The organism is Cupriavidus sp. 2TAF22, from assembly GCF_052115045.1.
Taxonomy (GTDB): domain Bacteria; phylum Pseudomonadota; class Gammaproteobacteria; order Burkholderiales; family Burkholderiaceae; genus Cupriavidus.
Map to the genome: position 1 here is coordinate 429,069 of NZ_JBFRFX010000001.1, position 18,336 is coordinate 447,404.

Here is an 18,336-nt window from a genome sequence, read left to right on the forward strand (position 1 = left end):
AGAGCTGTGCCGCGCGATGCGCCGTCAGGCTACCTTGACGGCGCGGCGGGCGCCTTGCTGCACGGCGCCGGAGGCTACCGCGGTCGAGGCCTCGAAGTTCGACTTGACCGTCTCGGCGGCTTGCTTGGTTGCCTTCTGCACCGATTCATAGGTGTTGTTGGCGGCCGCGACCGTCGACTGCAGGAGCGCGGTGAGGGCTTCCGAGCCGGCCGGCGCGTTCTTCACGAAGGTGTCGACGAAAGCCTGCACGCGGCGGGTGTGTTGTTCGTACTGCGCTTCCACGGCCTTGGCGAGTTCGGTCTGCGTGTCGGAGGCGATCTCGTACACGTGTTGCACGTACGACAGCGCCTTGTCGGCCGCCGGTTGCGCCAGCGTGCCTCGCGTGGTGAAGACGTCGCGCAGGTCGCGGCCCGACAGGGCGGCCTGGATATTATCCTGGCTTTCGGCGATCGACGATTTGACTGCCTGCAGGTTCAGCTCGGCCAGTTTCTGGAAACCGTCGAAGGCCGTATTCGTCAGCGCGAACAGGTTGGCGAAATGGGCTTTCTGGGCTTCTGCGAACTGGTCGGACGAAAAAACGAACATGCGTGCTCTCCTGTGAATCGCCCGGCCGCTTGGCCGACTCAGGGCCGGCATGCACTGGATGTGGATGCCGTGCGGATCGGGTCGAGGGTCTGGTTCGGAAGGGATGGGCGTCACCGGTTTGCGCAGTGCACCATCCAAGGGCAGATTCTAGAGGGGGCTATTTGGATAGCCCCTAGGGACATACCCGGACATCTGGCGCTTATCGCTGTTGCTGTGCAGCATGGTCGACATCAAGCGCACCCCCGTGACGTGGGGAGCGGTTTCAACCGGCGGGCTTATGTTGGCTACCGCACGTCGCGCTGGCGGAATCGGCGGCTACCATGCCGCTGTTCTTCCCGACGCACGGACCTGCCATGCGCCACTGCGCCGTCCAGCACGAAGTGATCAGCGATACCCAGGCCTTTCACGCGCTCGCGCCGGAATGGGATGCGCTGTGGCAGAGGGCCAATGGCGCGCATTTCCAGTCGTTTGCCTATTGCGCAAGCAGCCTAGGGGTGGCCGCCACCATGGCGGGCCGCAAGCTGCAGTGCCTGGCCGGACGCTCGCAGGGCCGGCTCGTGGTGCTATGGCCGCTGGTCGTCTACCGCAGGGCGGGCTGGCGTTTCATGCAGCCGCTGGGGCCCGGCTACAACCCGCCTCACGACATCCTGGTCGAACCCGGCGCCGATGCCGCGGCGATCGTGTCTGCCGCCTGGCACGCCATGCTCGCCAGTGCCAGGCCGGACCTCGTCTACCTGCCGCGCGTGCGCAGCAGCTCGCTGCTGCACCGCTGCGCAAGCGAAAGCGGCCGGGTTGCCTATCGCCTGGACGAGATCACCCCCGTGGCGCGGATGCGCGAGCAGGCCGGGTGGACCGCATTCTGCCGTTCGCGCACCGGCCGCTCGCGCAATCCGCCGGACTACCTGCTGCGGCGATTCGAGGGGCAGGGCAAGGCCGAGGTCCTGATCGTCGATCACAACGACAGCCGGGCCGCCTTCTTCGTCGACTGGTTGCTGCTGCACAAGCGGCGCTGGGCCGAGCGCGGCGAGATAGAAAGCGCGTGGCTGTTCTCCGACGACAGCCACGCGTTCCTGATGCGCCTGATGGCGGTCGGCGACATGCATGCCAGCCGGCATGCCCAGCCCTTCCGCTTCTTTGTGCTGACGCTCGACGGCGTGCCGGTAGCGCTCAACCTGCTCGCCATCCAGAACCATTGCGTCGACCTCGTCATCAACACCTACGACGCCGCGTACGCGAAGTTGTCGCCGGGCACGGTGCTGATCGACTGGTGCGTGAAATGGGCCTTCGACCATCGCTTCGATTTCGACTTCGGCTCCGGACGGCAGCACTACAAGCAGTTCTGGAGCAATGGTGTCGCTTACGCCACGGCCAGCCTCCATGTCGCGCATACGCAATGGGGGCTGGCGGGCTACAGGCTGCTGCAGGGCGCGCGCTGGGCGCGCGGGCGCATCGCCCGGCTGCGCGGGCATGCAGAGGATGAGGACGGCCGCGACGGCAGCGCGTCCGCTCGCGCCACCCGGTCCGCGTGAGCCCTCTTGCAGATGGACGGCGCGGGCCGGTGCGCTGCTAGGCGTGCGTTCCGGCTTCGCGCAGCTTGGCCACTTCCTGGTTGCGCAGGATGAAGCGCTGGACCTTGCCGCTCGGCGTCTTGGGCAGTTCGGCTACGAACTCGATCTCGCGCGGATAGGCGTGGGCCGCCAGGCGGTTGCGCACATGCAGGCGCAGTTGCTCGGCCAGTTCGGGTCCCGCGCGGTATTGCGGGTCCAGCACGACGAAGGCCTTGATCAGCTCCGTGCGTTCCGGATCGGGTTTGCCGATCACCGCGGTCTCGATCACGGCCGGGTGCTCGATCAGCGCGCTCTCCACGTCGAAGGGGCCGACGCGGTAGCCCGAGGTGGTGATGACATCGTCGTTGCGGCCGATGAAGCTGATGCTGTTGTCCTCGTTCAGCTCCGCCGTGTCGCCGGTCAGGTAGTACTTGCCGACGAAGGCGCTGGTGTGCGTTTCGTGATAGCCGCCGAACCAGCACATCGGCGACTGCGCCAGGTCCAGCGCCAGCGTGCCTGGCTGGCCCGCCGGCAGTTCGCGCGCTTCGTCGTCGAGCACGACCACGCGATGGCCGGGGCTGGCGAAGCCGGCCGCGCCCAGGTGGACCGGATGACGCAAGGCGTGGTGATTGCATAGCACCATGCCAAGCTCGGTCTGGCCGTAGTGGTCGTGGATGGTGACGCCGAGCTGGTCGGCGAACCAGCGGATGACCTCGGGGTTGAGCGGCTCGCCGGCGCTGCTGACCGCGCGCAGCTTGCCGCGCAACGGACCGGACACCGCCTGCCCGGCGGCGATCAGCAGCCGGTATGCGGTGGGCGAGCCGGCGAGGTTGGTGATGCCGTATTTGTTGATGACGCGGCAGGTGCTTTCGATGCTGAACGGGCCGTCGTAGAAGGTGGTCGGATGGCCCAGGGCCAGCGGGCCGGTGACCGCGTAGTACAGGCCGTATGCCCAGCCGGGATCGGCCAGGTTCCAGAACGCGTCATCGGGGCGCAGGTCCACCGCGTCGCGCATATAGCCGGCGAATGCGGCCACGGCCTTGAGCGGCACCAGCAAGGGCTTGGCGGGGCCGGTGGTGCCGGAGGTGAACATCATCAGGAAAGGGTCGCTGCCCTTGCGCATGACCGGCGCGAAGTCCGCCGGCTGGCGGTCCAGCTCGGCCCAGAAGCTGAAGTCCCCGCGCACCAGGCCGCGGCCCTTGGCGCCGGCCACGGTGAGCACCGCGGGGCAGCCCTGCACGTCGTCGAGCTTGCCGCGGTTGGCGCCGTCGGTGACGACCAGGCGCGCTCCCGATGCCTGCAGGCGGTGCTCGATGGCTTTTGGCCCGAAGGCGGTAAACAGCGGCTGGTAGACCGCGCCTGCGCGCCACGTGCCGAGGATGGTGGCCAGCAGCTCCGGCGTGCGCGGCAGCAGCCCCGCGACCCGGTCTCCGGGGCCGATGCCCTGCGCCTTGAGGAACCCGGCGAACTGCGCCGAGAGCTTTTGCAACTGGGCGAAGGTGTAGGTTTCGCTGCTACCGTCGCGGCCTTCCCAGAACAGCGCGATGCGTCCGGGCAGCGCATGGCGGTCGCAACATTCGACGCAGGCGTTGAGGGCGTCCGGCGTGCCGCTCAGGCGCTCCGCCAGCGATGCCTCATAGGAAAAGCCTGCGATGGCCTCGGCGTAATCGCGCATGGTGGTCTCCTTGGTGTCTCTCGTGATTGGCGGGCGTGCGTGCGGACCGCGTCTGGCGAAATTCTGGGCCAGGCCCGCGTGCGCGGCAATGGCCTCGCCGCGCACGCTGACTGAACCCGTTTGCCAGTGCGCGTTTGCCGCGCCGCCGTCGGACGAGACTAGTGGCTGCCGCCGTGACCGTTGCCGTGGCCGTTGCCGTGGCCACCGCCGCCACCGCCGCCACCGCCGCCACCGCCGCCACCGCCGCCACCGCCGCCACCGCCGCCACCGCCGCCACCGTGGCCGCCACCACCTCCGTTGCCACCGCCGTGACCGCCACCGCCTCCGTTACCGCCTCCGTTACCGCCGCCGTGGCCACCACCGTGACCACCACCGTGACCACCGCCGCTACCGCCGCCGTGACCACCTCCGCCGCCACCATGCCCGCCGCCGTAGCCCGGCGGACGCTCTCCGTGCGGAGGACCGCCGGGCGGGCGCGCATGCGGCGGCGCATAGCCGGGGCCATGTCCGTACGGTGACGGGCGCGGCGCCCAGCGTCCCTGGTCGTGATACCAGGGACGATTGCGATAGTAGTTACCCCAATACGAACCGATGGTGAAGCTGACGATGGGCAAGCCGATCATGGTGCCGTAGTTGAGCACCGGTACCTGGCTGCCCTGGTAGGGGTAGCTGAGCATGCCCGCATAGACCCAGCCACGCAGGTTGGGCAAGGCCACGTCGCACCAGGTGTACTGGGCGATGCAGCCCATGACCGAGAGTGGCGTGCCGCCCGCGAGTTGGGCAACCACCGGGTATTCCTGTCCCGGTCCGGCCAGCAGGTTGACGGGGCCGGCCGTGAATGCCCGCCCGGGTTGCGCATGGACCGCGCCGGGCAAGGCCGCCGCGGTGGCGAATACCGCCAGGGCGCATTGCACTATGCTGCGGTGCATTGTGTGTCTCCTGCTCGAAGCCGGGCGCAGGCGAAGACCGCGGCATGGATCATGCCGCTGCAGTGCAGCGGACAGCGAATCGGGGCCGTGCTAACGGCTTGCCCCGTTCACCCCATGGTGTGCCATGGCGAGACCGAGAACGCGACCATCAGGGCCGAGACGATGGCGGGGGCGCCGAATTTGATGGCGCGGGATTGCGCGAGCGTGCCGAGCAGGACATAGAGGCACACCAGGACAATAGCGCACACGAAGACAAGGCTTTGATAATCTTGCATTTGATGTCTCCCTTAGCCGTTATATCTTTAACGTTATATCTAATGACACCGTCCGTACGCAGAGCTGCCTTGAGCACGTTCGAGTTCATGGTATGCCTGTAACCTCCGCGCTGCAATCGGGACGGCCAGAGGGTATACGCGCACATTCCTCGCGCGCGCCGCACGAAATCACGCGCATTCCCGTTCGCGCGGATCCATGCATTTCACTTATCTGATCGGCAGGGGACACGAATGGAATTCAAATGCAGATGGCACGCGCCGGCCGCCGGCGCACTGATCGCGATTGGCCTCGCCTGCGGGCTCGGCAATGCTCGCGCGGCGGGAATGCAGGTGTCTTCTTCCTCGTATGCGGAAGGCACCTCCATACCCTCGCTGCATGCCAATGACACGCAGAATTGCGGCGGCAAGGGGGTGACACCGCAGGTCTCCTGGTCCAATCTTCCCGCCGGCGCGAAATCGGTCGCGGTGCTGTTGTTCGACCCCGATGGCGCAAACGGGCTCAGCGTCTCGCACTGGGTCGCGTACAACATCGCGGCCGAGCGCGGGCAGCTCAAGCAGGGCGAAGGGAGGAGCAGCGGGGATGGCATCACGGTGGGCAAGAACGTGACTGGCGACATGGCCTACCGGGGCCCCTGTCCGACGGTCGGCGACGTGCCGCATCACTATGTGCTGAGCGTGGTCGCCAGCGACCTCGCGCCTGGCGCGCTACCGCAGGGACTGAGCCGGGACGAATTGTTCTCTGCGCTCAAGGGGCACGCGCTCGGCGCACAGAGCGTGGTCGGCAGGTACGGGCGCTGAGTGCGCCGTCAGCGGGATATGGCGCCGGCACCGTGACACCAGGTGCCGGCGCCGGTTGCGCATCACAGCGGGACGACCTTGGGCGGCGGCGATTCCGCATGACCCATGCCGGGCAGGGTCACTGGCAGTGGCATCGACTTGAGCAAGTCGCGCATCTGCGGCGGCAGCCATGGAAAGCCACAGGACGCCGATGGCGGGGAAAAGCCGGGGTCGAGGTCGCGGTTGAGATAGGCGATGCCGCCACGCGTGGCGGCCATGGCGTGGCGGTCCATGCCATCGGCACGGGACAGGTCTCGGATCAACAGGGTTTGCATGACAGTCTCCAGACGGTTTGATTGCGAGCGGCAGAGGTGCGCTCACAGGCAAGACGCATGGAATGTGCCATCGGGAAATCGGCCGCACTGTGCGCCGCAGGCGGCAGCGCCGCGGCAAGGTGGTGGCTCGCGGCAGACATGGTGTGCCAGGGTGTTCGCGGGCTGCCGACGACGTGGCGGATGTGCCGTTGCAGCCGGCGATGTCGATGCCCGGCTTCTGCATCGATCGCGCAGCCCGCCAGTTGCCGATGGCACGCCGCGCCACGCTCAATCAAGCCAGCCGCAAGTTGCGCGAGCCATGCGGTCGTCCGGCCTGAAGGGCGGGCGCTTCCGGCATGGTGTCATGCGCCGGCGGGCCGGACCCGCGCATGTTCGGGTTGCGAAGAGGGCCAGGCAAGATCGCGCCCGGCAAGCAGGCGGCCGCCTTCGGCACCCCTCGTTCCCGGATGGCCGGCGGCGCCTTCGGCGGCCGGGCTCATGGTGCGCGCCGGCGCCGCCGACACGCCGCTCTGGTCCTGGCCGGCGACGATGCGTGCCGGGTCCGCGGCAGGTGCGGCCTTGCCGTCGTGCATCCTGTCGGTAAAGGCATCCGAGGCCGGCCGATGCAGGTTGTAGCCGTACCTGTCCCCGGGATGCGTGCTTTCGCGCGGGCCGGTGGCTTGTGCCGCGCCCGATAGACAGGCGGCCACGAGACTGCCCGCGATCAGCAGGTCCTTGAAAATGAGATGCTTGTTCATGATGAAGATACTCTCCTTGCTGCTATAGATCCGCCTTGCCGGCGGGGTTGCGGGCCCCGGAGAGGTCCGGGTTCCGTTTCAAAGTCCGCTGCCTTCGCTTCCGCTTCCCTACTTCTTCTTGCCGAACTTCACGAGGTCCGTTTCCTTGGTGTCGGCAATGAAGATGGCAAGCATCTTCGCCGGCTCGGTGTCGCTGGCGTTCTCGCTCATGCGGTGGTCCACGCCCGGTGTTTCCGTCCAGCTCTCGCCGGCGTGGAAGACGTGCTCCTTGCCGTCGTCGATCTTGCTGCGGATGGCGCCTTGCAGCACATAGCCCACCACGAAGGCACCGCCGTGGCGGTGGCCGGGCGTCTTGCCGCCCGGCGGGTAGTCCACCACGATGGTCGTGATGGTCTTGCCCTGCACGTTGGCGATCGGATAGCGGAACGCCGGGGCGATGGTCTCGCGCGGCGCGGCGACCTCCGGCGCGGCGGCCGCGGGCGCGGGCGTCCCGCCCAGGCCGTAGCCGGCCAGCACTATTGCCAGCACATTCGCCAGCGTCACGGGTTGGAATTTCATGGTCTCGGCTCCTTGCTGCAGCCTTGAAGCGGGTTCGGCTGCTCCATAACTACGACTCGAGGTATCGTAGTTATGGAGCGTAGTCCGTTTCTGCGGACCGCGCAAGGCGATTTTCTTGCGTGCTGTCGGCGCGTGGGCCCACCGGATCACCGGGATCGCGAGCAGGACGCGCCACCTTCATGCGGGGTGCAAAAAAATTCTTGAATCTTTAAACTACGACAATTAGAATCGGAGTTATGGAAGGGCCCGCGGCAAAGCAGTGTTCCGGGCCAGAGTCCGAAGGGCGGCCGGCGCACCGGCTGCCCGGACGAGGGAAGGCTACGGACGCAGGCGCGAAACCGGTGCGGCCCATCCCCAACACCCTTCCAAGGCGGATCGGGCATGCGCGAGGCGCGGCTGCAGGTCCGGCGCAGTGACACTTGCAAACATCAATGGAGATGCATATGAGCAAACGTATCCTGGTAATTGGCGCCGGCTTCGCCGGCATGTGGGCCGCACTGAGCGCGGCGCGTCTGCTCGACCAGCAGAAGCGGACGGACGTCGAAGTCGCGCTGATCGCGCCGGCGCCGGAACTGCACGTCCGCCCGCGCCTGTATGAGGAAGCCCCCGGCCAGATGAAAGCCCCGCTGATGGATATCTTCAACTCGGTTGGCGTGAGCTTCATCCAGGGCACGGTGGAACGCGTCCACCACGATCGCAACGAAGTCGAAGTCGTCGGCGCGGATCAGGCGAAGTCGGTCCTGGCCTACGATCGCCTGGTGCTGGCCACCGGCAGCCGCCTGTTCCGCCCGGGCATCCCCGGCCTGAAGGAGCATGCGTTCAGCGTGGACCAGGTCGATGAAGCGGCGGAGCTCGAAGCCCATATCAAGGCCCTCGGCGAACAACCTGACACGCCGGCGCGCAACACCATCGTGGTGGCCGGCGGCGGCTTCACCGGCATCGAGACCGCGGCGGAAATGCCGGCGCGCCTGCGTGCCGCGCTGGGCGCAAGCGCCGACGTGAACGTGATCGTGGTCGACCGCAATACCGAAGTCGCCGCCGAACTCGGCGCCGGCCCGCGACCCGTCATCTCGCAAGCGCTGGAAGCGCTCGGCGTGAAGTGGAAGCTCGGCTCCGCGGTGGCGTCGGTCGATGCCACCGGCCTGACCACGGCCGACGGCGAGCGCATCGACGCCAGCACCGTGATCTGGACGGCCGGCGTGCGTGCCAGCTCGCTGACCGAGCAGATCCCCGCGCAGCGCGACAACTTCGGTCGCCTGCACGTGGACCGCAACCTGCAGGTCAAGGGTGTGAAGAACATCTTCGCCACCGGCGACGTGGCCTACGCCGCCACCGATGACGAGGGCAACTACGCCGCCATGTCGTGCCAGCACGCCATGAACCTCGGACGCTCGGCAGGTCACAACGTGACCGCCGACCTGCTCGGTGTCGAGCCGATTCCCTACAGCCAGCCGAAGTACGTGACCTGCCTGGACCTGGGCCCGTGGGGGGCGGTCTATACCGAAGGATGGGAGCGCGAGGTGAAGATGGCCGGCGCCGACGCCAAGCAACTCAAGACCAGGATCAACACCGAATGGATCTACCCGCCCAGCGCCAACCGCGCCGACGTGTTCGAGGCGGCGGATCCCCTGCGCATCGTGGTTGCCTGAGCGCGGGTGCTTGTGTAGCGGGTTGGGTGTTCGCCCGCGGCGGTGCGCAGAGCCTTCGCGCCGCCGCGGGCGAAGCAAGTAGAAAAGCCGGCCGGTCCATTTGCGTGGACTGGCCGGCTTTCGTGTTCATGGCGCTTTCGCCGCGTAGCGGCAGCGGGGTGTGCGGGCCGGCCCTTGCCGGCGCCGCACCAAGCGGGTCTTACTTCCTTGCCTTGGGGGCCGCTTCCGCGCGGTCCCCCCGCCGGTTGACCGAGCGGTCGGTCAACCACTGCACCACATGCGGGCCGAAGCCGGCCGATGCCTTGGCCAGCGTCTTGTCGGCAAGATCCGCGAGCGTGTGCCTGGCCAGCTCCTGCCGCATGGTTTTTTCCGCGGACTGCATGACCGCGTGAATGGAGCAGACCCCGCGGGTCGCCCACGCAGGCGGCGCATCGGGGTCGAACAGGGCGCAGCGGGAGCGGATCTCGCGGCAGTCGAACAGCGGCTTGTCGCCGTCGATGGCTTCCACGACGTCCTGGACCGTGATCCTGGACGCGGGCCGGGCCAGCGCGAAGCCGCCCCGTATGCCTTCCGTGGCGACCACCAGCTCGGCCTTGGCCAGCTTGGTGAAGAGCTTGGCCAGGTACTCGACCGGCACGCCCTGCAACTCGGCGAGGTCGCGCACGCTGGCTTCCTTCACGCCGGCGGGGGTATCGGCAAGAAAGAGCATGCAATGCAGCCCGTACTCGACCCCTGTGCTGATGAATGACATGGCTTAACTAAGATGAATTGAATCGTAGTTTAAGCCTATACGGAATCGGGGCAAAGGGCAAGACCGCAGGCGACAAGGGGCCTGCCCGAGCACAGCGATGTGCGGCGCGCTCCGCCGGGCGAAACACATCGAGTCCGTTTGCGCAACGCGCCGGGACGGGGATCCGCCCTGGCCGGATGCGACGGGCCTCTAGCCCGCCAGCCCGGCGGCCAGGAAGTCGATCAGGGCCGCCACGCGCCGGCTCGGCGCGGTGCCGGGATACACGGCATAGAGATCCACGCGCTCGGCGATAAACTCGTCGAGCGCGCTTTCCAGTTCGCCGGACGCGAGTTCGCGGTGTCGATCAGGTCGACCACGCTGTCGTCGAACAGCAGGGTGATGCTGACCGCAGGGTGCAGTTCGAGGAAGCGGTCCAGCAGGGGAACGACGTGCGCGCGGCCGAAATCATTGGTGGCGGTCAGGCGGATAGGCCCGCGCAACGGGCCATCTTCATGCATGGCGCTGACCGAGGCATCCCAGTCCGCCAGCAGGCGGCGGGCATGCGCGAGGAAGCGCTCGCCTTCGTGGGTGAAGGCCAGGCGGCGGGTGGAGCGGGTGATCAGGCTGGCGCCGAGCTCATCCTCGAGTTGCTGCACCGCCAGCGTCACGGTGGACGTGGCGAGCGTGCGCTTGCGTGCCGCAGCCGAGAAGCTGCCAGCCTCCGCTACGTCCACCAGCAGGCGCAGCGCGTCCAGTCTGTCCATGGTTTCTTCGCCGGAATCCGAGTCCATGATGGTAGCGGATTCCCGGCAGGCATCCCCGGCGCAAGCGCACCGGGCCCCTCGTCGATACTTGTCAGGCGATGGTGTCCACCACGCCGCCATCGACGCGCAGCGCGGCGCCGGTGGTGGCGGAAGCCTGCGGCGAGCAGACATAGACGATCATGTTGGCGACTTCTTCCACGGTCGCCGCGCGCTGGATGATCGACGTCGAGCGGTGCGCCTTGACGAAATCCGCGGCGACCTGCTCGGGCGAATGGCCGGTCTTCTGCACCTCGTCCTTGAGCATCTGCGCGACGCCTTCGGACAGGGTCGGGCCCGGGAGCACGGCGTTGACCGTCACGCCGGTGCCGGCCAGCCGCTTGGCCAGGCCACGCGAGACGGCCAGTTGCGCGGTCTTGGAGAAACCGTAGTGGATCATGTCGGCGGGGATGTTCAGGCCCGATTCCGACGAGATGAACACGATCCGTCCCCATTTGTGCGCGACCATGGAAGGCGCGTAGGCGCGCGACAGCCGCACGCCGGACAATACGTTGACTTCAAAGAAACGCGTCCATTCGCTGTCCGGCGTTTCGAAGAAGTCCTGCAACTGGAAGATGCCCAGGTTGTTGACCAGCACATCGACGTGCGGCTGTTGCGCCACCAGCCGTGCGCACACGTCCGCGTCCGCGAGGTCGCCCGCGAAGCCGGTGACGTCCGCGCCGGCCACCGCGCCGCGCAAGGCTACCAGCGCCTTGTCGACGCCGGCCTCGCTGCGGCCATTGATAATGACGCGGGCACCCGCCTCGGCGAGCCCCTTGGCCGCGGCGAAGCCGATGCCGGCGGTCGAGCCAGAAACAAGGGCGATCTTGCCCGAAAGGTCGATCTTCATGGAAACTCCTGGTCTGGTGGCGTCCGGGTTGGAAGCCGTCTGACACAGTGTATTTGCCACATGCCCTTCCTCCAAGGCAGCGCCGGACAAAGCACCTTTCGGCTGCGTTGAACGATGGCTGGCCATGCGGCGTGCATGCGGGGCCGGGGCTACGTCACGCCGCTCGGTCCGGCGAACCCGTCCGGGTGCGGCGAGCCATCCTGGCAGCAGGAAGTCCGCAAGCGCATCCGCAGATCGGCGGGCGCCGGCCCACGCCGACGTACAATTCCGCTTTTGACTCGCTTTCGACGCTCTCACATGACCACTCTCGGCACCCCTCTCTCGCCCAACGCGACCAAAGTCATGTTGCTGGGCTCCGGCGAACTCGGCAAGGAAGTCCTGATCGCGCTGCAACGGCTCGGCGTCGAGACCATTGCGGTGGACCGCTACGACAACGCCCCCGGGCAGCAGGTGGCCCACCACGCCCGCACCATCGCGATGAGCGATCCGGAGCAGCTCAAGGCGCTGATCGAAGCCGAGAAGCCTGACCTGGTGGTGCCGGAGATCGAAGCCATCGCCACGCCGATGCTCGAGGCGCTGGAGGCCGGCGGCGCGGTGCGCGTGATTCCCACCGCCCGCGCCGCGCGCCTGACCATGGACCGCGAAGGCATCCGCCGCCTGGCCGCGGAAACCCTTGGCGTACCGACCAGCCCCTACAAGTTCTGCGACTCGCTGGAAGAGCTGCAGGCCGCCATCGACGGCGGCATCGGCTACCCGTGCGTGGTCAAGCCCGTGATGAGCAGCTCCGGCAAGGGCCAGAGCAAGATCGACGGCCCTGAAGGCGTCAAGGCGGCATGGGACTACGCCATGGCCGGCGGCCGCGTCAGCCACGGCCGCGTGATCGTGGAAGGCTTCATCGATTTCGACTACGAGATCACGCTGCTGACGGTGCGCGCCGTCGGCGCCGGCGGCGAGGTCCAGACGCAGTTCTGCGAGCCCATCGGCCATGTGCAGGTGAGCGGCGACTATGTGGAGAGCTGGCAGCCGCATCCCATGCACCCGGCCGCGCTGGAGACCGCCCAGCAGATCGCGCAGGCCGTCACCGCCAACCTCGGCGGGCAGGGCCTGTTCGGCGTGGAGCTGTTCGTCAAGGGCGAGCAGGTCTGGTTCAGCGAGGTCAGCCCGCGCCCGCACGACACCGGCATGGTCACCATGATCACCCAGTGGCAGAACGAGTTCGAACTGCACGCGCGCGCCATCCTCGGCTTGCCGGTCAGCACCGCGCTCAAGAGCCCCGGCGCCAGCGCCGTGATCTATGGCGGCGTGGACGCCGCCGGCGTGGTCTTCGATGGCGTGGACGAGGCGCTGCGCGTGCCGCAGACCGAGCTGCGCCTGTTCGGCAAGCCGGAAAGCTTCGCCAAGCGCCGCATGGGCGTGGCGCTGGCCTACGACGCCGACGTGGAGACCGCCCGTGCCCGCGCCAAGGACGCGGCCAGCCGCGTCAAGCCCCGCATCGCCGGCTGACGGGCCGCACGCGCGACGCACCGCGCGCGGGCGCGCCGCGCACAGGATATGCCGCACCTTCCCACGGAGCCGATCCCCATGCCTGGCCATATCGGAATCGTCGCCTGCTCGGCCGAAGGCGCCGCGCTGTGCTACCGCACTATCTGCATGGAGGGCGCGGCCCTGCTCGGGCCGCACGCGCATCCCGAGATCTCGATGCACACGCCATCGCTGGCCGAATACGTCGGACACCTCGGGCGCGGCGACTGGGAGGCCGTGGGTGAGTTGATGCTCACCTCCGCCAGCAAGCTCGCCGGCATGGGCGCCGACTTCCTGATCTGCCCCGACAACACCATCCACCAGGCCATGGCGTACGTGGCGCCGCGCTCGCCGCTGCCCTGGCTGCATATCGCCGAGGTGGTCGCCGCCAGCGCGGCCGAGCGCGGCTTTTCCTGTCTGGGCATCACCGGCACCGCGTGGCTCATGGACAGCGAGGTCTACCCCGGGAAGCTCGCCGCGCGCGGCATGCGCCATATGCTGCCCGATGACGCCGAGCGCGACGAGATCGGCCGCATCATCATGGATGAACTGGTGAACGGCGTCGTCACGCCGCAAGCGCTCGCTTGCTTCCTGCGGGTGATCGCAAACATGAAGGCGAAGGGATGCGACGCGGTCGTGCTCGGCTGCACCGAGATCCCGCTGATCGTCAACGACGCCAACTCGCCGCTGCCCACGCTGGACTCGACACGCTTGCTCGCAAGGGCGGCGCTGCGGCGGGCGGTGGGTTGCCCGCAGCCTGCAAGCCCTGGACCCTGAACCCTTGCGTTCCTGAGTCCTTGATTCCTTGATTCCTTGGCGCCGCCAAGGCGCCAAGACGCCGGGGCGCTATTGCCCGGGCGCGTCGTGAACAAAGCGGCCGGCGCTGAGCGTGTTGACCTGGTCCGCCGAAATATCCATCAGGATCCGGCTTCGCTCAGGCGACATCTGCACCGTGATGTACAGGACCGGCCGCGACTCGGGATCATGCATCAGCCGCACCAGCTTTAGCAGCGGCGCTCCCACCTCGGTACGCAGCCAGCCGGCGAAGGCGGGATCGGCCGCCTGCGCCGTGATCTCCTGCACCACGCGGCCGAACTTCACGCCCTGGGCCTGCAGGATCTCGTAGAGCGCGTGCTTGCGCAGCGCCGCGGCCGTCACGCGCTTGCCCAGCGTGGCGGGCACCCAGGCATCGGTCAGCATGACCGGCGTGCCCGCCATGCTGCGCAGGCGCAGCGCGTGCACGGCGCTCTCGCCCGGCTGGAGTTGCAGCAGGCCGGCAATATCCGGCGGCGGCACGGCGGTGCTCACGCCGAGCACTTCCACATCGGTTTCCAGCGCGGCCTTGCGCAGGCCGTCGATCACGCTGAGGCTGGGGCTGCTGCGCCCCACCGGCGCATCGGGACGCACGAAGGTGCCCAGGCCGTGCCGGCGTTCGACGATACCCAGCGCGGCCAGGTCCGCCAGCGCGCGCCGCACGGTGATGCGCGATACCCCGAAGCGCTCGCACAGCGCTTCTTCCTTCGGCAGCGCGCCGGTCTGCGCATAGACGCCGCGCGTGATTTCGTCACGCAACACGATGAACAACTGGCGATGCAGCGAGGTGCCGGGCGCATGGCCCAGCGGCGAGGCGGTAGAGGTGGTGCGCGACATGGGATGGCGGATGGGTGGCGTGGGGAGCATAGCACAAGGACCTTGCGGGTTTTTCCCCTCCTTGACGCACCCGAGTAGTTGTATCTAGAATATAAACACATAAACACGAACCGGACAGCAGCCGCTGATCCGTCACCCACCGAACGGCAGAACAGGATCCACCCGATGACTCCCGCAGCCACCCTCCGCCAGCGCCTCCAGGCGCCCGGCATGATCATCGCCCCGGGCGCCTATGACGCCATCGGCGCACGCCTGATCGAGCAGGCCGGCTTTGCCGCCTGCTACATGACCGGCGCCGGCACCTCGGCCGCGCGCGGCTTTCCCGATTTTGGCCTGCTGACCATGAGCGAGATGGTCGAGAATGCCGCGGTGATGGCGCGCGCCACGGGCATCCCGCTGATCGCGGACGCCGACACCGGCTACGGCAATGAACTGAACGTCACCCGGACCGTGCGCGAGTACGAGGCGCGCGGCGTGGCGGCAATCCATATCGAAGACCAGGTCGCGCCCAAGCGCTGCGGCCACCTCGACGGCAAGGAAGTGGTGTCGCGCGAGGCGTTCGTCTCCAAGATCCGGGCCGCGGTGCAAGCGCGCCGCACGCCTGACTTCGTCGTCATCGCGCGTACCGATGCGCGCGCCGTGCTGGGCCTGGACGAAGCCGTGTGGCGGGCCAACGCCGCGCTCGAGGCCGGCGCCGACATGGCCTTCGTCGAGGCCGCGCAGACCCTCGAGGAAGTGGCCGCGGTACCAAGGCTGGTGCGCGGCCCCTGCCTGCTCAATGTGGTGCCCGGCGGCCGCACGCCGATCTTCGACCTGCGCGAGGCCGAGGCGATGGGCTACAAGCTGGCGATACTGCCCGGCCTGATGCTCAAGGCGGCCATCGAGGCCGGGGACGCCGCGCTGGCCGAACTCAAGTCGAGCTTCACCGCGCCGGCCGTATCGGCCAGCGTGGGCCAGACCTTCCGCCGCTTCGGCGCCGACGAATGGGACGGCCTGCGCCAGCGCTTCAACGCCGGCGCGCGCGCCACCAGCCCCGACGCGCCGGCCGGCGCCAGGGCAGCCTGACCATGGCCCGCACTCTGTTCGACAAGCTCTGGGATGCGCATGTCGTGCGCGAACTGGGGGACGGCTGGGCCCTGCTGCATATCGACCGCCACCTGCTGCACGACCTGTCCGGCCCGCCCGCGCTGGGCGAGGTGGCCGCGCGCGGCTTGCCGCTGCACGATCCGGCGCTGGTGTTTTCCACGCCGGACCACGCGGTATCCAGCCAGCCGGGGCGCGACGGCCATACCTTCCCCCTGGGCGGACGCTTGTGGACCGCGCTGCGCGATCAGTCGGCCGCGGCCGGCGTGACGATGTTCGATCTCGGCCAGCCGGGGCAGGGCATCGTCCACGTGATGGGCCCCGAGCTGGGCATCGTGCTGCCGGGCCTGACCGTGATCTGCGGCGACAGCCACACTTGCACCAACGGCGGCCTGGGTGCGATGGCGTTCGGCGTGGGCTCGTCGCAGAGCACGCATGCGCTCGCCACGCAGACGCTGCGCCAGCAGAAGCCGCGCCGCATGCGCATCCGCTGCGACGGCGTGCTGGCCGAGGGCATCACCGCCAAGGATCTGGCGCTGCATATCATCGCCAGGCTCGGGACGGCCGCCGGCGTGGGCCATGCCATCGAGTTCGCCGGCACGGCCATCGACGCGCTCGATGTGGAAGGGCGCCTGACGCTGTGCAACCTCAGCGTCGAGCTGGGCGCGCGCTTCGGCATGGTGGCGCCGGACGAACGCACCATCGAGTGGCTGCGCGGCCGCCCCCATGCCCCGGCCGGCGACGCCTTCGAGGCCGCCGCCGCCTACTGGCGCACGCTGGTCAGCGACGACGGCGCGGTCTTCGACCACGAGGAAGCGATCGATGCCAGCGAGGTGGCGCCCACCATCACCTGGGGCACCAGCCCCGAGCACGCCATCCCGGTCGGCGGCACGATCCCGGACCCGGCCACCGCGGCCGACCAGCCGGCGCGCGATGCCATCGATGCCGCGCTCGAATACATGGGCCTGGCAGCCAACGCGCCGATTGCCGGCACGCCGGTCGACTGGGTCTTCATCGGCTCGTGCGCCAACTCGCGCTTGTCCGACCTGCGCGCCGCCGCCGCCGTGGCGCGCGGGCGCCGCGTGGCGCCAGGCGTGACCGCCTGGGTGGTGCCGGGCTCGGAGAACGTCAAGCGCGCGGCGGAGGCCGAAGGCCTGCGCGCCGTGTTCGAGGACGCCGGCTTCGCGTGGCGCGAGCCGGGCTGCAGCATGTGCGTGGCCGCCAACGGCGAGCAGGTCCCGCCGGGGCAGCGCTCGGTGTCGACCTCCAACCGCAACTTCGTCGGGCGCCAGGGACCGGGCGCCCGCACCCACCTCGCCAGTCCCGCCATGGCCGCCGCGGCTGCGGTGACCGGCTGCATCACCGATGTGCGCAACCTCCGATGACAATGCAACCTTTCACCGTGGTAACGGGCGCCGCCGCGCCCCTGATGCGGGCCAACGTCGACACCGACGTGATCATCCGCATCGAGCGCCTGACCAGCCTGTCGCGCGAGGCGCTGGGTCCGTACGCGCTGGAGGCGCTGCGCTATCGCGCCGACGGCAGCGAGGACCCGGACTTCGTGCTCAACCGGGCTGTGTTCCGGAGCGCGCCGGTGCTGCTGGCCGGCGCCAACTTCGGCTGCGGCTCCTCGCGCGAGGGCGCGGTGTGGGCGCTGATGGCCATGGGCGTGCGCTGCGTGATCGCGCCGAGCTACGGCGACATCTTCTACAACAACTGCTTCCAGAACGGCATGCTGCCGATCCACCTGCCGGCGCAGGCGGTGCAGGCGCTGGCCGCCCAGTGCGCGCGCGGCGCTGCGCTGCGGGTGGACCTGGTGACAGCCACGCTGACCGCGCCCGACGGCACTGTCATCGCCTTTCCGATCGACCCGCTGCGGCGCGAAGCATTGCTGCACGGCCTGGACGATATCGGCCTCACGCTCAAGGACGATCACCTGATCCGCGCCTGGCAGCAGGCGGACCGCGCGCGCAGGCCATGGGCGTGGACGGTGGAACGCAAGAGCGCGCCATGACAAGCCGGATGCCGCCCCCCTGGGTAGTGCGCTGGATCGGCCTGCTGCTGCGCGGGCGCCATGCCGGCGATACCGCGCTGGCCTGCAACGATGCATCGCTAGCGGCGCTGCCCGCCACGCTGGCGTTGCGCAGCCCCGCGTTTTCCGATGGCGGCGCGATGCCGCTGCGCAGCGCCGGCACCGGCGTCGGCGCCAACCGTTCGCCCGCGCTGGACTGGAACCCGCTGCCGGGAGCCGCCACGCACTGGCTGCTGCTGGTGGAAGACCCGGACGTGCCGCTGGCCCGCGCGCTGGTGCATGCGCTGGCGTGGGGACCGGCCGCGCGGCGCGGCCTGGCCGAAGGCGCGCTCGCCGGCGGGCAGGCGCCGGCAGGCGTGACGCTGGCGCTCAACGGCCTGGGCGCGGCGGGCTATGACGGCCCGCGTCCCCTGCACGGGCACGGCCCGCACCGCTACGTGTTCCAGCTCTACGCGCTGTCGGCTTCGCCGCCCGCGGCGCTGGAGCGCGCCACGCTGGTGGCGTGGCTGCGCCGGCACGCCGTCGCGCGTGGCCGCCTCGACGGCGTGTTCCAGCGCGACTGGCGCGGCCGCGTGCTGGCGCCGGCCGCGGCGTTGCCGTGAG

Annotated in this window: 21 protein-coding genes; 10 read left to right on the forward strand and 11 right to left on the reverse strand. The window is 68.8% G+C overall.

Going from position 1 to position 18,336, the window contains the following annotated elements; translation table 11 throughout:
* Positions 1 to 24: 24 nt before the first annotated feature.
* Positions 25 to 585, reverse strand: coding sequence for a TIGR01841 family phasin (gene phaP, locus AB4Z48_RS01895; RefSeq protein ID WP_441612130.1), 561 nt, complete (start codon positions 583 to 585; stop codon positions 25 to 27).
* A 320-nt stretch (positions 586 to 905) separates the two neighbouring features.
* Here phaP and AB4Z48_RS01900 point away from each other — a divergent pair, with 320 nt between their 5' ends.
* Entirely contained in the window at positions 906 to 2,114 is a 1,209-nt protein-coding gene (locus tag AB4Z48_RS01900; RefSeq protein ID WP_441612132.1) for a GNAT family N-acetyltransferase, read from the forward strand.
* Between the two features lie 37 nt (positions 2,115 to 2,151).
* Here the strand turns inward: AB4Z48_RS01900 and AB4Z48_RS01905 are convergent, their stop codons facing one another.
* From AB4Z48_RS01905 to AB4Z48_RS01915, 3 genes are all read right to left on the reverse strand, one after another.
* Positions 2,152 to 3,807, reverse strand: coding sequence for an AMP-binding protein (locus AB4Z48_RS01905; protein ID WP_441612133.1), 1,656 nt, complete (start codon positions 3,805 to 3,807; stop codon positions 2,152 to 2,154).
* A 158-nt stretch (positions 3,808 to 3,965) separates the two neighbouring features.
* Positions 3,966 to 4,736: an SH3 domain-containing protein gene (locus AB4Z48_RS01910; RefSeq protein ID WP_441612134.1), complete on the reverse strand. Its 771-nt coding sequence runs from the start codon at positions 4,734 to 4,736 to the stop codon at positions 3,966 to 3,968.
* A 107-nt stretch (positions 4,737 to 4,843) separates the two neighbouring features.
* Complete coding sequence (locus AB4Z48_RS01915; protein ID WP_441612135.1) at positions 4,844 to 5,011, reverse strand: hypothetical protein; 168 nt, start codon at positions 5,009 to 5,011, stop codon at positions 4,844 to 4,846.
* A 324-nt stretch (positions 5,012 to 5,335) separates the two neighbouring features.
* On the opposite strand from AB4Z48_RS01915, the gene AB4Z48_RS01920 reads away from it, so the two are divergent.
* The gene (locus tag AB4Z48_RS01920) at positions 5,336 to 5,809 is read left to right on the forward strand and encodes a YbhB/YbcL family Raf kinase inhibitor-like protein (RefSeq protein ID WP_441612278.1); all 474 of its coding nucleotides are present in this window, start codon (positions 5,336 to 5,338) and stop codon (positions 5,807 to 5,809) included.
* 62 nt (positions 5,810 to 5,871) lie between these two features.
* Here the strand turns inward: AB4Z48_RS01920 and AB4Z48_RS01925 are convergent, their stop codons facing one another.
* Positions 5,872 to 6,123, reverse strand: coding sequence for a hypothetical protein (locus AB4Z48_RS01925; RefSeq protein WP_441612136.1), 252 nt, complete (start codon positions 6,121 to 6,123; stop codon positions 5,872 to 5,874).
* Positions 6,124 to 6,185: 62 nt separating this feature from the next.
* On the opposite strand from AB4Z48_RS01925, the gene AB4Z48_RS01930 reads away from it, so the two are divergent.
* Positions 6,186 to 6,440, forward strand: a complete 255-nt coding sequence (locus AB4Z48_RS01930) for a DUF3175 domain-containing protein (RefSeq protein ID WP_441612137.1) — start codon at positions 6,186 to 6,188, stop codon at positions 6,438 to 6,440.
* A gap of 24 nt (positions 6,441 to 6,464) precedes the next feature.
* Here the strand turns inward: AB4Z48_RS01930 and AB4Z48_RS01935 are convergent, their stop codons facing one another.
* Both AB4Z48_RS01935 and AB4Z48_RS01940 read right to left on the reverse strand, forming a co-directional pair.
* The gene (locus AB4Z48_RS01935; protein ID WP_441612138.1) at positions 6,465 to 6,860 is read right to left on the reverse strand and encodes a copper resistance protein CopQ; all 396 of its coding nucleotides are present in this window, start codon (positions 6,858 to 6,860) and stop codon (positions 6,465 to 6,467) included.
* Positions 6,861 to 6,968: 108 nt separating this feature from the next.
* Positions 6,969 to 7,418 (reverse strand): cupin domain-containing protein, encoded by a 450-nt coding sequence (locus AB4Z48_RS01940; RefSeq protein WP_441612139.1) that lies wholly within the window; start codon positions 7,416 to 7,418, stop codon positions 6,969 to 6,971.
* Positions 7,419 to 7,861: 443 nt separating this feature from the next.
* On the opposite strand from AB4Z48_RS01940, the gene AB4Z48_RS01945 reads away from it, so the two are divergent.
* Positions 7,862 to 9,067, forward strand: coding sequence for an NAD(P)/FAD-dependent oxidoreductase (locus AB4Z48_RS01945; RefSeq protein ID WP_441612140.1), 1,206 nt, complete (start codon positions 7,862 to 7,864; stop codon positions 9,065 to 9,067).
* Between the two features lie 199 nt (positions 9,068 to 9,266).
* Here AB4Z48_RS01945 and AB4Z48_RS01950 read toward each other — a convergent pair whose 3' ends face one another.
* The 3 genes from AB4Z48_RS01950 to AB4Z48_RS01960 all read right to left on the reverse strand — a co-directional run bounded on the left by AB4Z48_RS01950 (position 9,267) and on the right by AB4Z48_RS01960 (position 11,447).
* Positions 9,267 to 9,818: an RrF2 family transcriptional regulator gene (locus AB4Z48_RS01950; RefSeq protein ID WP_441612141.1), complete on the reverse strand. Its 552-nt coding sequence runs from the start codon at positions 9,816 to 9,818 to the stop codon at positions 9,267 to 9,269.
* Between the two features lie 221 nt (positions 9,819 to 10,039).
* Positions 10,040 to 10,561: a LysR family transcriptional regulator gene (locus AB4Z48_RS01955; RefSeq protein WP_441612142.1), complete on the reverse strand. Its 522-nt coding sequence runs from the start codon at positions 10,559 to 10,561 to the stop codon at positions 10,040 to 10,042.
* 91 nt (positions 10,562 to 10,652) lie between these two features.
* Entirely contained in the window at positions 10,653 to 11,447 is a 795-nt protein-coding gene (locus AB4Z48_RS01960) for an SDR family NAD(P)-dependent oxidoreductase (RefSeq protein ID WP_441612144.1), read from the reverse strand.
* A gap of 297 nt (positions 11,448 to 11,744) precedes the next feature.
* On the opposite strand from AB4Z48_RS01960, the gene purT reads away from it, so the two are divergent.
* The gene (purT, locus tag AB4Z48_RS01965) at positions 11,745 to 12,950 is read left to right on the forward strand and encodes a formate-dependent phosphoribosylglycinamide formyltransferase (protein ID WP_441612145.1); all 1,206 of its coding nucleotides are present in this window, start codon (positions 11,745 to 11,747) and stop codon (positions 12,948 to 12,950) included.
* 78 nt (positions 12,951 to 13,028) lie between these two features.
* Positions 13,029 to 13,745 carry an aspartate/glutamate racemase family protein gene (locus tag AB4Z48_RS01970; protein ID WP_441612146.1) on the forward strand — a complete coding sequence of 239 codons (717 nt, stop codon included), beginning with the start codon at positions 13,029 to 13,031 and terminating at the stop codon, positions 13,743 to 13,745.
* A gap of 69 nt (positions 13,746 to 13,814) precedes the next feature.
* Here AB4Z48_RS01970 and AB4Z48_RS01975 read toward each other — a convergent pair whose 3' ends face one another.
* Entirely contained in the window at positions 13,815 to 14,618 is an 804-nt protein-coding gene (locus AB4Z48_RS01975) for a GntR family transcriptional regulator (protein ID WP_441612147.1), read from the reverse strand.
* 165 nt (positions 14,619 to 14,783) lie between these two features.
* Between AB4Z48_RS01975 and AB4Z48_RS01980 the strand changes: the two genes are divergently transcribed.
* The 4 genes from AB4Z48_RS01980 to AB4Z48_RS01995 are packed head-to-tail and all read left to right on the forward strand — an operon-like array spanning position 14,784 to position 18,335.
* Positions 14,784 to 15,683, forward strand: a complete 900-nt coding sequence (locus AB4Z48_RS01980) for an isocitrate lyase/PEP mutase family protein (RefSeq protein WP_441612148.1) — start codon at positions 14,784 to 14,786, stop codon at positions 15,681 to 15,683.
* A gap of 2 nt (positions 15,684 to 15,685) precedes the next feature.
* The gene (gene leuC, locus AB4Z48_RS01985) at positions 15,686 to 17,086 is read left to right on the forward strand and encodes a 3-isopropylmalate dehydratase large subunit (protein WP_441612149.1); all 1,401 of its coding nucleotides are present in this window, start codon (positions 15,686 to 15,688) and stop codon (positions 17,084 to 17,086) included.
* Positions 17,087 to 17,088: 2 nt separating this feature from the next.
* A complete protein-coding gene (gene leuD, locus AB4Z48_RS01990) occupies positions 17,089 to 17,715 on the forward strand; it encodes a 3-isopropylmalate dehydratase small subunit (protein WP_441612279.1) in 627 nt (208 codons plus the stop codon).
* Positions 17,712 to 18,335: a YbhB/YbcL family Raf kinase inhibitor-like protein gene (locus tag AB4Z48_RS01995; RefSeq protein WP_441612150.1), complete on the forward strand. Its 624-nt coding sequence runs from the start codon at positions 17,712 to 17,714 to the stop codon at positions 18,333 to 18,335. The genes leuD and AB4Z48_RS01995 overlap by 4 nt, the downstream gene beginning before the upstream one ends.
* Position 18,336 lies beyond the last annotated feature (1 nt).

Excerpts from the sequence above, each read along its gene's own strand:
- AB4Z48_RS01925 (WP_441612136.1), bottom strand. The coding sequence starts at position 6,123 with ATGCAAACCCTGTTGATCCGAGACCTGTCCCGTGCCGATGGCATGGAC.
- AB4Z48_RS01945 (WP_441612140.1), top strand. The coding sequence starts at position 7,862 with ATGAGCAAACGTATCCTGGTAATTGGCGCCGGCTTCGCCGGCATGTGG.
- AB4Z48_RS01960 (WP_441612144.1), bottom strand. The coding sequence starts at position 11,447 with ATGAAGATCGACCTTTCGGGCAAGATCGCCCTTGTTTCTGGCTCGACC.
- AB4Z48_RS01915 (WP_441612135.1), bottom strand. The coding sequence starts at position 5,011 with ATGCAAGATTATCAAAGCCTTGTCTTCGTGTGCGCTATTGTCCTGGTG.
- AB4Z48_RS01975 (WP_441612147.1), bottom strand. The coding sequence starts at position 14,618 with ATGTCGCGCACCACCTCTACCGCCTCGCCGCTGGGCCATGCGCCCGGC.
- AB4Z48_RS01910 (WP_441612134.1), bottom strand. The coding sequence starts at position 4,736 with ATGCACCGCAGCATAGTGCAATGCGCCCTGGCGGTATTCGCCACCGCG.
- leuC (WP_441612149.1), top strand. The coding sequence starts at position 15,686 with ATGGCCCGCACTCTGTTCGACAAGCTCTGGGATGCGCATGTCGTGCGC.
- AB4Z48_RS01970 (WP_441612146.1), top strand. The coding sequence starts at position 13,029 with ATGCCTGGCCATATCGGAATCGTCGCCTGCTCGGCCGAAGGCGCCGCG.
- leuD (WP_441612279.1), top strand. The coding sequence starts at position 17,089 with ATGCAACCTTTCACCGTGGTAACGGGCGCCGCCGCGCCCCTGATGCGG.
- AB4Z48_RS01935 (WP_441612138.1), bottom strand. The coding sequence starts at position 6,860 with ATGAACAAGCATCTCATTTTCAAGGACCTGCTGATCGCGGGCAGTCTC.
- AB4Z48_RS01930 (WP_441612137.1), top strand. The coding sequence starts at position 6,186 with ATGTGCCATCGGGAAATCGGCCGCACTGTGCGCCGCAGGCGGCAGCGC.
- AB4Z48_RS01950 (WP_441612141.1), bottom strand. The coding sequence starts at position 9,818 with ATGTCATTCATCAGCACAGGGGTCGAGTACGGGCTGCATTGCATGCTC.
- phaP (WP_441612130.1), bottom strand. The coding sequence starts at position 585 with ATGTTCGTTTTTTCGTCCGACCAGTTCGCAGAAGCCCAGAAAGCCCAT.
- AB4Z48_RS01905 (WP_441612133.1), bottom strand. The coding sequence starts at position 3,807 with ATGCGCGATTACGCCGAGGCCATCGCAGGCTTTTCCTATGAGGCATCG.
- AB4Z48_RS01940 (WP_441612139.1), bottom strand. The coding sequence starts at position 7,418 with ATGAAATTCCAACCCGTGACGCTGGCGAATGTGCTGGCAATAGTGCTG.
- AB4Z48_RS01980 (WP_441612148.1), top strand. The coding sequence starts at position 14,784 with ATGACTCCCGCAGCCACCCTCCGCCAGCGCCTCCAGGCGCCCGGCATG.
- AB4Z48_RS01995 (WP_441612150.1), top strand. The coding sequence starts at position 17,712 with ATGACAAGCCGGATGCCGCCCCCCTGGGTAGTGCGCTGGATCGGCCTG.
- AB4Z48_RS01900 (WP_441612132.1), top strand. The coding sequence starts at position 906 with ATGCCGCTGTTCTTCCCGACGCACGGACCTGCCATGCGCCACTGCGCC.
- purT (WP_441612145.1), top strand. The coding sequence starts at position 11,745 with ATGACCACTCTCGGCACCCCTCTCTCGCCCAACGCGACCAAAGTCATG.
- AB4Z48_RS01920 (WP_441612278.1), top strand. The coding sequence starts at position 5,336 with ATGCAGGTGTCTTCTTCCTCGTATGCGGAAGGCACCTCCATACCCTCG.
- AB4Z48_RS01955 (WP_441612142.1), bottom strand. The coding sequence starts at position 10,561 with ATGGACAGACTGGACGCGCTGCGCCTGCTGGTGGACGTAGCGGAGGCT.